Source organism: Roseovarius mucosus, from assembly GCF_002080415.1.
Lineage (GTDB): Bacteria > Pseudomonadota > Alphaproteobacteria > Rhodobacterales > Rhodobacteraceae > Roseovarius > Roseovarius mucosus_A.
Genome location: NZ_CP020474.1, coordinates 1,404,612 through 1,415,000 on the forward strand (window position 1 = coordinate 1,404,612; position 10,389 = coordinate 1,415,000).

General features: G+C 60.1%; 8 protein-coding genes, 1 tRNA gene and 2 rRNA genes (1 of these 11 cut by a window edge). 7 read left to right on the forward strand and 4 right to left on the reverse strand.

Annotated elements, in window-relative coordinates:
* Window positions 1-6: 6 nt before the first annotated feature.
* On the reverse strand, window positions 7-195 hold the full coding sequence (locus ROSMUCSMR3_RS06870; protein WP_081506853.1) for a hypothetical protein: 189 nt from the start codon (window positions 193-195) through the stop codon (window positions 7-9).
* Between the two features lie 134 nt (window positions 196-329).
* Here ROSMUCSMR3_RS06870 and ROSMUCSMR3_RS06875 point away from each other — a divergent pair, with 134 nt between their 5' ends.
* From ROSMUCSMR3_RS06875 to ROSMUCSMR3_RS06905, 7 genes are all read left to right on the forward strand, one after another.
* Window positions 330-818, forward strand: a complete 489-nt coding sequence (locus ROSMUCSMR3_RS06875; RefSeq protein WP_157667269.1) for a hypothetical protein — start codon at window positions 330-332, stop codon at window positions 816-818.
* On the forward strand, window positions 815-1,357 hold the full coding sequence (locus ROSMUCSMR3_RS06880; protein WP_081506855.1) for a hypothetical protein: 543 nt from the start codon (window positions 815-817) through the stop codon (window positions 1,355-1,357). Before ROSMUCSMR3_RS06875 ends, ROSMUCSMR3_RS06880 begins: the two co-directional genes overlap by 4 nt.
* A gap of 89 nt (window positions 1,358-1,446) precedes the next feature.
* Window positions 1,447-2,391 carry a GIY-YIG nuclease family protein gene (locus ROSMUCSMR3_RS06885; protein ID WP_237183546.1) on the forward strand — a complete coding sequence of 315 codons (945 nt, stop codon included), beginning with the start codon at window positions 1,447-1,449 and terminating at the stop codon, window positions 2,389-2,391.
* Window positions 2,392-2,487: 96 nt separating this feature from the next.
* Window positions 2,488-4,623, forward strand: a complete 2,136-nt coding sequence (locus ROSMUCSMR3_RS06890) for an AAA family ATPase (RefSeq protein ID WP_198385590.1) — start codon at window positions 2,488-2,490, stop codon at window positions 4,621-4,623.
* Window positions 4,624-4,775: 152 nt separating this feature from the next.
* The gene (locus ROSMUCSMR3_RS06895) at window positions 4,776-5,162 is read left to right on the forward strand and encodes a hypothetical protein (RefSeq protein ID WP_081506857.1); all 387 of its coding nucleotides are present in this window, start codon (window positions 4,776-4,778) and stop codon (window positions 5,160-5,162) included.
* Window positions 5,159-5,983 carry a metallophosphoesterase gene (locus ROSMUCSMR3_RS06900; protein ID WP_081506858.1) on the forward strand — a complete coding sequence of 275 codons (825 nt, stop codon included), beginning with the start codon at window positions 5,159-5,161 and terminating at the stop codon, window positions 5,981-5,983. The genes ROSMUCSMR3_RS06895 and ROSMUCSMR3_RS06900 overlap by 4 nt, the downstream gene beginning before the upstream one ends.
* A gap of 700 nt (window positions 5,984-6,683) precedes the next feature.
* Complete coding sequence (locus ROSMUCSMR3_RS06905) at window positions 6,684-8,381, forward strand: recombinase family protein (RefSeq protein ID WP_081508568.1); 1,698 nt, start codon at window positions 6,684-6,686, stop codon at window positions 8,379-8,381.
* Here ROSMUCSMR3_RS06905 and ROSMUCSMR3_RS06910 read toward each other — a convergent pair.
* From ROSMUCSMR3_RS06910 to ROSMUCSMR3_RS06920, 3 genes are all read right to left on the reverse strand, one after another.
* A tRNA-Met gene (locus tag ROSMUCSMR3_RS06910) sits at window positions 8,338-8,414 on the reverse strand. The genes ROSMUCSMR3_RS06905 and ROSMUCSMR3_RS06910 overlap by 44 nt on opposite strands.
* A 139-nt stretch (window positions 8,415-8,553) precedes the next feature.
* Window positions 8,554-8,668, reverse strand: a 5S ribosomal RNA gene (gene rrf / locus ROSMUCSMR3_RS06915).
* 198 nt (window positions 8,669-8,866) lie between these two features.
* Window positions 8,867-10,389: ribosomal RNA gene (locus tag ROSMUCSMR3_RS06920) — 23S ribosomal RNA — on the reverse strand; it runs 1,307 nt beyond the window's last position.

A 10,389-nucleotide genomic window follows, 5' to 3' on the forward strand; every position in this document is an offset into this window, starting at 1 on the left:
GAAAATTCATTCCGCGTCTGGTGTTTCCCCGCCCACTTTCGACAGGTAACCCTTTTCCCGCAAATGGTCAGTTAGCAACTTCTCTACCAAGGAAGTCAGCGAACGCTGATCTTCCGAGGCCGCTCGCTCTGCCGCCTCTTTCAATTCTGGCCGTATGCGCAAGTTGACCTGCGCAGTCTTGATTCTCTTATTCATGTATAGACACTGTCTTGACACCTTTGATGTATAGACATAGTATAGAACCTGCGACACAAACACAACGGGCCGAAACGGTGCTGAAGACACCTTTCCGGCCCTAACCGAAGCCCGATCTATTGAGGAGATCGCACATGGCTAATGCCGTTTCTAACATGCTGCCTGATGGGCAGAAAGACCTTACCCGCCGCGCTGTGCTGCGCGGGCTGTCCTATTCCACCGCTGCGGTCACCGGCCCGATGCCGGCGTTCGCGGCAGCCTTGGCCGATGACACCCCAGTCCTGCCGGGTGCCGAACATCTCAACCACCCGATCCTTTCCCTCCCCTTCGTGCGTGACGTGACGACAGAGGAACGCGCGTCAGGGGCTGCACCGCGCTGTTTCTGGCAGGTTGCCCCGACCGGCGACTACGGCGCTGATTGTGCCACCGGTGCCCGCTATGCAGCGGCCGCGTTGGACTACATGGTAGCAGAGAACACGGCTCAAATCCTGCAATGGGCCGTCTTCGACATGATGGCGATGTGCCGCCCTCGTTCCGGCATCGAAGTCGGCTTCCTGTCGACCTTCGGGCGGATCGCAACACGGGCACATGCAGCCCATCTGCGCGAAGGAGGCCTAGCATGACCATTTTCACTCCTTTGACCGCCGCGACAAACGCAGACCGCTTGGAACCGTCGCATGACACAGTGTATTCCATCGCCTTCGCAGCACTTTTGCCCAGCCTCGCGGATTTCATCGAGGCGGAGCGGGATCTTGATGATATCTGTCACAGCTACGACCCGGCGTATGGGGTCTGGCACCGCGATGCGCAGGTCGCGCGGATGAGACTGGATAGCACGCTTCGGCACGTCCACGGGTTGCGCGTCGAGCGTCCCGAGGATCAGCCGTTGCGCCGGATGGCATTGCTTGCGGACGCCATGCTGAAGGACGGTGCCCCGGAACGCCCGCAGTATTTGCATCGGCAGATGAAGCTGGTGTTTTTCCGGCAGTTTCAGGTTCAGGGCTTCGGCCCCACGGCACATTCCCGCAACGCGATGTTGATTCAGGCACGGCATCTGATCGACGCCATGATGCGCTTGCCGCTCTTCGATTACAGCCCAGACTGCGCCATCGCGCCGGACGCATCGGCGCCCGCCGACGATCTGTCGCCCGCCTTTTTCTAGGCAGCCCCACCGCAACCATCAGCAAAGACGCACCCGGCCTCTGGATCGGGATGTGTCGGCGCGCCTCTTCCCCAATGAAGGACGTTCTCATGAACACGCAAATCATTTCTCCAACCACGCTGATCATCGACGCTATCCCGCATCCCGTTTTCCACGGTGCCATTCTGCCCAAATGGGCGGCAGCAGCAGAGGCCAAGGGCTTCGACATCGTCGGACGCATCATCGACCGCCTGCATCTGGCGCTGCGCTGCCGCCGTTGCGGGGCCACACAGAAGGTGCGGCTCTTCACGCTGATGTCGGCGCAACCGCTCTGTCAGTCGTGCCTTCTGGCAGACTGGCGCAAGGATGCAAACGCCGCGGGTCTCACATTTTTGCGGCGCGACCCCGCGCATCGCCATTATGCGTTTTACCTGGCGCCCTGTGGCCATCAGGTCCGTCGCCAGTTCGAACTGGTCAAGCGGATGGCTGCAGGCGTCGTGAGCGTCCGTTGCGAGACCTGCCACGCCGCAACTGAGGCGGAGGAAGCCGAAGCCCGCGGCTGGCACCTGACCTCGGCGGATCCTTCGGGCAATCCGAACTACCGGATTTACACGCACACAGCCTGTGGTCACGACCAGCGGATCGCGCGCGCGAACATGCAAAGCGGGCGGTTTTCCTGCGGCGGTTGTGGCAAGGACTGGCCCGGTGCAGCCAGCTATGTCTACGCCATGGGTTTCACGCTCGCGTCTGGCCGGGAGGTCGTGAAGCTCGGCTTCTCTCGCGACCCTGAGAGCCGCCTGACCTATCAGCTTCGGCGCGACAACGAGATGCCCTGCCAGATCCTGCGGGTCGTGCCGATGGCCACCGGCCATGCCGCGCTTTGCGCCGAGAAGGCCATGCACAGGGAATTGAAACAGGCACATCCCGCTGCAGCCCTCGATCCTGCAGCGTGGCAAGGGCAGATCCGGGTCAAGACGGAGATCTATGATGGATCTCTGACGCCGGTGATCCTCGGCCTGCTCGATGATCTTGAGGCCAGTGCAACCGCCGCCTGAAGCGGGCCTCTCTTTCCAACAAGCCCATCTAGCTCCGGGTCACGCGCCCGGAGACAGATGGGCTTTGCCGCCGCATTAAAAACAGGGAGCTGCGCCATGACCCAGCCAAATATCAAAAGTTCGCGCGAAGAGCCTACATGGCTGCCCTTTGCTCACGTCTTGATCGAGCGCCTGCGGCTGCATCATGCAGGCCGGGGCCACCTTGTCTCCGATGCCCAATCGGACAACCAGGAAGGTGACACGGATGATGCGCTCGGTGAGATCTTCCAGCGCTTCAATGACGGCCAACCTGAGCTGGAGCATCCGGTCGGCATGCCTTTGGCCCCTGTCCCGGCGCGGCAGGTGCTGACCGCCTTGCGGCTGGCGGTGGCGTTCGGATCTGAGGACGCTCTGCGTGCCGCACAGGACGCGCGGGCGGTGACGATCCTCGCGGATTTCGCCATCGGCGATCTGGAACTTGTCACAGATGTGCTCAAATTCTGCGTGCCCAATGCAGGGTGGGCGGTGGTTGCACCGCCCATCACGGAGGGCGCGGTCAGCGCATCGCAGGCGCTGCGGTTTGCGGTCCTCATAGAGGCGGCGATGGATCTCTATTCATCGGCGCTGATCCTCTGCCCGATGGGCGCGCCGCTGCCAGAGCATATCCGGCAAGCGGGTCTGCCGCTCTGGCGACTGCCGCCCGTGTCGCGCGAGATACTGATGGCACAGCTGCGAGCGGGCGATCTTGGCGTCGCGCTGACGGATGAAGCGGCCTTCCGGCTGGCCCTGCCGGATGACGCACGGCTGGCCAAGCTCAGCACCGCCCATGTCTGCACCGCCCTGCGCGGTCCCACATTGCCAGACGTGAGCGCACGGCTGGCCGCGATGACGCTGACCGACCGCAAAGATGTGCCCCGTCTCGAAGAGATGACCGGCGACAGCCCTGCCCTTTTGACGGCGCGGCGTCTGGTTGCCGATCTTCTGCTTTGGAAAGCCGGTCAGGTCGCATGGTCTGAGCTCTCTCGGTCGATCCTGTTTTACGGCCCACCCGGAACCGGCAAGACGTGGCTGGCGCGCGCAATGAGCGCCGGCGCGGGCCTTGCTTGCGTCACCGGCAGCTTCGCGGAATGGCAGGCGGCGGGCCACTTGGGCGATATGCTGCGCGAGATGCGCAAGACCTTTGCCGAGGCGCGGAGCCGCGCGCCCTGCCTTCTTTTCATCGACGAGATCGATGCCGTCGGATCACGAGCCAGCCGCGACCCCCACAATTCCAACTATCGCACCCAAGTGATCAATGCGTTCTTGGGTGAGATGAACGCCATAGCGCTTCACGAGGGCGTGATCGTGGTGGGCGCGTGCAATTTTATCGACCGCATCGATCCGGCGGTCCTGCGCGCCGGTCGTTTCGATCTCAAGATCAAGGTGCCGCTTCCGGATGCTGCGGGCCTGCTCGCCCTTCTGCGCCGCCATCTGCGTGACGAGATCGCCGATGAGGATCTCACCGCTCTCGCCCGTGCATCCGTCGGCTGCAGCCCGGCCGAGATCGACGCGGCCATCCGCGGCGCACGCTCGGATGCGCGACATGCGGGAACGGGACTGAGCGTTGCGATGCTCTACGCGCAGCTCGACATCGACATGGCCAACGACACCCCCGCCCGGATCTGGCGCGTCGCCGTGCATGAGGCGGGTCACGCCATTGTGGGTGCCGCCCTTGGCCTCGGTCGGATCACCAGCCTGAAGATCACGCCAACGGGCGGCGAGATCCTGCGCAGCCCCGTCCGGTCGGAAAGCTTGCTCACGGATCTCGAGGCCGAGATCGCCTATAGCCTCGCCGGGCGCGCGGCGGAGCGTCTGGTCTTGGGGTCGATTTCGGCGGGCGCGGGTGGCCCCGCGACTTCAGATCTGGCCAAGGCCACCGAATGCGCTCTGGGGATCGAGACGGTCTACGGCCTTGGGTCCGAAGGCCCGGTCTGGCATGACGCGCCCGAGGCATTGATGCTGCAAAACGCCCATCTGCGCGGCCGGGTGCGCCAACGCATCGAGCGCGCCGAGAAGCGCGCCGGCGTGATCTTGGCGCAGCACCGCGCCATGCTGGAGGGCTTGGCGCGCGCCTTGTGGCAGGAGCGCAGCCTGAACAGCGACCAGATCGCGGCACATCTGCGTGATATCCGCGAAGTGACAGCCTCGGCAATGGCCGAGGGCAACCGTCAAGACCCGGAGCAGGCTGACATAATGCACTCAGAGTCCCGTTGATCCCATTCCTCCAATAGATCCCCGCATTTTCTGAAGTCCCTCATACCCTTCTCAGAACGATCCCCGCCCATCACCCGAAGGAATACCAAGATACAGAGTCTGATCACCTCTACCCACCTTGATCTTCTTTCCAATTAATGAGGATGCTCGTAATGACCGCCAAATATGACGATAGCTATTTCGACGCGCTGACGCGCCTGGCTTATGATCCGCCACCGATCACCTGCCCCGGCCTCACGGTCAGCGTGATCCGCATCCGCCCGCCCGGCGCATTCCCCGAGATCTTGGTCGAAGACCAGCTTTATCCGGTGATCGGCGTGACAGCCACCGGATGGCTCTCGACCGCTCAATTGGGCTGGTGCCAATACATCGGTGATCCTGCGCCGCTTCCGCAGATTACCAGAGCATGCAACTTGGCCCAGCAGGAGCTGATCAAGGAGGGGGACAAGCTCAAGGCCGCAATCGCAAGATATGCGGCACGCGATGATGCCAGCACCGACACCGCATCACGCTATACCCATGCAGGAGCTCGGCCATGAGCAAAATCCTCATCATTGCGGATCTGCATCTCGATATGTGGCTGGCAACCGGGCGGGACCCTCTGGCCGCGCTGGACCCCGAGGTTTGGGCCGGTCTGGAGGCCCTGATCATCGCGGGCGATCTGTCGAACAAACCGAAAGTCCGCTGGCCAAAACTGCTGGCTCATATCTCGCGCTATATCACGCCAGACCGCATCCATGTCTTTCCCGGCAATCATGATTATTATGATCACGTGCTCGACGGTGACGACCGGCTGAACCGGATCTGCACTGAGGCCGGGGCGCGCTTCGTGCAAAAATGCGCGGTGGTGATCGGACGCACCCGCTTTCTATGCTGCACGCTCTGGACGGATTTCGCGGTGGCGGGTGATCCGGACCTCGCGATGATCCGCGCGCGGGACGCGATGAACGACTATCGCTACATCCGCATGGCGGCGACCGGACATGGGCGTATTCGCCCGAGCGATACGGCGTTCCTGCACGCCGATCATCGGGCCTGGATCGAGACCCAGCTGTCCACTCCTTTCGAGGGGCAGACGGTCGTTGTGACCCATCATTGCCCCCACCCCGATCTGATCGGCGAGACGCCCTGTGATCTCGATGGGGTCTACGGCTCTGACCTGCGCGCGATGATTGATCGGTTCCAGCCCGATGTCTGGCTCTTCGGACATACGCACCATGCGGCCGAGATACGCCAAGGCCGAACCCGGATCCGCAATGTCTCGCTGGGCTATCCAGGGCAAGTTGCACCCGGCGATGAGGCGGAGCGGCTGAGGTGCGGGATTGTCGATCTGGAGCGATTGAGGGACGAGCCGACATAACGGTCAGGCCAAGTTCTTCGATCCGCAACAAGACGGTGCTCTGAATTAGAAGATGGACCGCGTTTTTTGTTCTTGGGGTTGTTCAGGTGGTTTTGGTTTTTCGGTTTTTTTGGTTGTTCGGTTTTTGCGGAAGGGAGAGGGTTTTTCCGTTCTTGCAAAGACAGGATGAAGTTGTTTTCAGTTTCTTTGTTTCAGGGCAGGACAGAAAATACGGATTTTTGGTCTTTTTAAGTTTTTTCTTTTTCTCGGTTATTTCTTTGCCTCGTTTTCAAAGCAAAGTTTGCACCACAGTTTTTCCAACCCATTGGTTATCCACAGTATTTCAACACCCACCCGCAATTTGATACTCTTTCCTCCGATCCCTGAGGCTCGCCATGCTTTATATTGATCTCAACACCGCCGGACAGATTTCCGGCCGGATCAACATCAAGATACCCCGCCTGAGCCAGATTCAGGACGGGCAGGAGCACTCGGCCAATGGCACGGGACCGGAAGAGATATGCGCAAAAGGCGGGGCTGCCAGCAATGGCATTGCCGCCGGGTGCCAGATCATCGTCCGCCACGCCCCCTCCGAACGACCCTATTGCCATGCCCCAAAGTGCCCCGCATGCTTGCCTTGTTCAGCTCGTGCGCTTGTTGGCACGGCAGGCAGCACTAGCGGATATCGCAGATCAACGCGCCAAAGCGGAGGACTAAACTGATGCCCCCAAAGACACTCCGCGCGGCCACCTATGCCCGGTATTCCACCGACCTGCAGTCCAATGCCTCGATCGAGGATCAGCAGCGCGTTTGCCAGCGGCTGATCACCGATCGGGGTTGGATGCTGGCGCTGGCCTATTCTGATGCAGGCATTTCCGGCGTCTCGCTGATGCGGCCCGGCTATCAGCGCCTGCTCGAGGATGCGCGCAACGGCAAGGTTGATGTGGTCGTCTCAGAAGGCCTCGACCGGATCAGCCGGGATCAGGAACACATTGCCGCCTTCTACAAGCAGATGAAGTATCTTGGCATTCCGGTTGTGACGGTCGCGGAAGGAGAGATCAGCGAGATCCATATCGGCCTGAAGGGCACGATGTCGGCGTTGTTTATCAAAGACCTCGCCCAAAAGACCCACCGCGGTTTGGAAGGGCGCGCCCGCAAGGGCAAATCGGCGGGCGGGATCAGCTACGGCTATAGCGTAACACGCGCCTTTAAAGCAGACGGCACGCCGGTGACAGGCGAGCGCGATATCATCCCCGAAGAAGCCGCAATCGTCGCACGGATCTTTCGGGAGTATGATGCCGGTCATTCGGCCCGTGCCATTGCGGCCAGGCTGAACGAGGAGGGCATTTCCAGTCCCAGAAGCAATAGGGGCTCTGGCACCTGGGGGCCATCGACGATTTCAGGGAACTGGAAGCGGGGCACCGGGATCCTGAACAACGAGCTTTATATCGGGCGGCTGATCTGGGACCGGCTCAACTATGCTAAGAACCCCGAGACACAAAGGCGGCAATCACGGCTGAACGACGTAGAGGGGCTGGTCAATGAGGCGGTCCCCCATTTGCAGATCGTCGACGATGCGCTGTGGCAGCGGGTCAAGGCGCGGCAGGCCGCCATCCGCGAGGATATGAACCCGGCCGGCGTCAAGGGCGGGAATACCCGGCCCGAGAATGCCCGTCGCCCGAGCTACCTGTTTTCTGGTCTTCTGGTCTGCGGCTGTTGTGGGGCCAGCTACACACTCATCAATAAAACCCGCTACGGCTGCGCCGGGGCCCGCAACAAGGGCGAGGCGATTTGCACCAACCGCGCCACAATCCTGCGCGAAGTGGTCGAGGACCGCGTGCTCACCGGCCTGCGCGACAGCCTGCTGCGGCCTGAGTTGATTGCAACCTTCGTCGAGGACTACCGGCGCGCCTTCAATGCGGAAGCCGCCGGCGCGGATGCCGCCAGGGAAAAGGCCCGCCGCGACCTCGGCCAGATCGACAAGAAGATCAGGGGCATTCTGGCAGCCATCGAGGACGGGCTGTATCAGCCGAGCATGAAGGACCGGATGGCCGAGCTGGAGGCGGAGAAAGCCACGTTGCAACGCTCTCTGGAGCAAAGCCCCGAGCCCCCTGCCCTGCGGCTGCACCCGAGTCTGTCGGACCTTTACCGGAGCAAGATTCGCAATCTGTCATCGGCATTGCAAGACCCCGGTCTCAAGATGGAGGCGACGGAAGCTCTGCGCGGCTTGATATCGGAGATCCGGATGGTGCCTGCCTCTGACGCGCTGAACGGGCATCGCATTGAACTTGCGGGAGAATTGGCGGGGATTTTGTCTTTGGGGGATGTGGAAACGACAAAGCCCGCGCTTTTTGCACGGGCTGGGTCGGAAACGGTGGTTGCGGGAGTAGGATTTGAACCTACGACCTTCAGGTTATGAGCCTGACGAGCTACCGGGCTGCTCCATCCCGCGACGGTGTATAGTCCTGATTGGTATTGGTTTTCGGACTATTTTAGGCGCATGTTTATGCGCTGTTTTTTGACGCCTATTTTATGGGAATAGGGTTTGATCGTTTTTGAGAGATACATGAGTTTTACGAGGCTTTTACCAGGTTTGGCAGCGACCTACTCTCCCACGTCTTGAGACGCAGTACCATTGGCGCGACAGCGCTTAACGGCCGGGTTCGGGATGGGACCGGGTGTTTCGCTTGTGCTATGGCCACCAAACCGGGAAAAAGCCTCGTTATGTGTGTCCTACCGCCCGGAGGGCTACTTGAGGACATTTTTTGTCCTATCGCCTATCGGCTAGTTGAGGACGGGTATCTCCAACCGTCTTGCTCCGGTTGGGGATTGGTTTCCAAGTCAGTACTCTGTGTTTTGTGTATGCTTTTGATTTGTTCTGTAACAGTCTTGCTATTACTGGATCAAATCAAGCCTATCGGGCCATTAGTACCGGTCAACTGAACGCATTGCTGCGCTTACATCTCCGGCCTATCGACGTGGTGGTCTACCACGGCCCTCAGGGATACCTTGTTTTGAGGGGGGCTTCCCGCTTAGATGCCTTCAGCGGTTATCCTGTCCGAACATAGCTACCCTGCACTGCGGCTGGCGCCACAACAGGTCCACCAGTGGTTCGTTCACCCCGGTCCTCTCGTACTAGGGGCAACTCCTCTCAAGTATCCTACACCCACGGCAGATAGGGACCGAACTGTCTCACGACGTTCTAAACCCAGCTCACGTACCTCTTTAAACGGCGAACAGCCGTACCCTTGGGACCTGCTCCAGCCCCAGGATGAGATGAGCCGACATCGAGGTGCCAAACACTGCCGTCGATATGGACTCTTGGGCAGTATCAGCCTGTTATCCCCGGCGTACCTTTTATCCGTTGAGCGATGGCCCTCCCACTTGGGACCACCGGATCACTATGGCCGTCTTTCGACTCTGCTCGACTTGTCAGTCTCGCAGTCAGGCTGGCTTCTGCCATTGCACTCAACGAGCGATTTCCGACCGCTCTGAGCCAACCTTCGCGCGCCTCCGTTACGCTTTAGGAGGCGACCGCCCCAGTCAAACTACCCACCACGCAGGGTCCCGGACCCGGATAACGGGCCGCGGTTAGACATCAAGAGTGCGAAGGGTGGTATCTCAAGGGAGGCTCCACAGGGACTAGCGTCCCTGCTTCAAAGCCTACCACCTATCCTGCACATCACAATCCTGATGCCAGTGCGAAGCTATAGTAAAGGTGCACGGGGTCTTTCCGTCTAACCGCGGGAAGCCTGCATCTTGACAGGCAATTCAATTTCGCTGAGTCTATGTTGGAGACAGCGGGGAAGTCGTTACGCCATTCGTGCAGGTCGGAACTTACCCGACAAGGAATTTCGCTACCTTAGGACCGTTATAGTTACGGCCGCCGTTTACCTGGGCTTCAATTCAGAGCTCTCACCCCTCCTTTTAACCTTCAGGCACCGGGCAGGCGTCAGACCCTATACGTCGTCTTGCGACTTCGCAGAGCCCTGTGTTTTTAGTAAACAGTCGCCACCCCCTGGTTTGTGCCCCCAGCCTCTAGTTGCCTAGAAACCGGGCCTCCTTCTCGCGAACTTACGGAGGTATTTTGCCGAGTTCCTTCAACATAGTTCTCTCAAGCGCCTTGGTATTCTCTACCAGTCCACCTGTGTCGGTTTCGGGTACGATCTAGCGATGGAGCTATTTCCAGGAACCTCTGAGCGGCCCGTTCAATCCGATAAGAACGAACAACCTTTGAGATCCGTCACTTCCATCTGGCCCAGGAATATTAACCTGGTTCCCATCGACTACGCCTTTCGGCCTCGCCTTAGGGGTCGGCTTACCCTGCTCAGATTAGCTTTAAGCAGGAACCCTTGGACTTTCGGCGAGGGTGTCTCTCACACCCTTTATCGCTACTCATGTCATCATTCTCACTAGTGATCTCTCCA

Coding starts and splice junctions, on each gene's coding strand:
- ROSMUCSMR3_RS06900 (WP_081506858.1), top strand. CDS start 5,159: ATGAGCAAAATCCTCATCATTGCGGATCTGCATCTCGATATGTGGCTG.
- ROSMUCSMR3_RS06870 (WP_081506853.1), bottom strand. CDS start 195: ATGAATAAGAGAATCAAGACTGCGCAGGTCAACTTGCGCATACGGCCA.
- ROSMUCSMR3_RS06905 (WP_081508568.1), top strand. CDS start 6,684: ATGCCCCCAAAGACACTCCGCGCGGCCACCTATGCCCGGTATTCCACC.
- ROSMUCSMR3_RS06890 (WP_198385590.1), top strand. CDS start 2,488: ATGACCCAGCCAAATATCAAAAGTTCGCGCGAAGAGCCTACATGGCTG.
- ROSMUCSMR3_RS06875 (WP_157667269.1), top strand. CDS start 330: ATGGCTAATGCCGTTTCTAACATGCTGCCTGATGGGCAGAAAGACCTT.
- ROSMUCSMR3_RS06880 (WP_081506855.1), top strand. CDS start 815: ATGACCATTTTCACTCCTTTGACCGCCGCGACAAACGCAGACCGCTTG.
- ROSMUCSMR3_RS06885 (WP_237183546.1), top strand. CDS start 1,447: ATGAACACGCAAATCATTTCTCCAACCACGCTGATCATCGACGCTATC.
- ROSMUCSMR3_RS06895 (WP_081506857.1), top strand. CDS start 4,776: ATGACCGCCAAATATGACGATAGCTATTTCGACGCGCTGACGCGCCTG.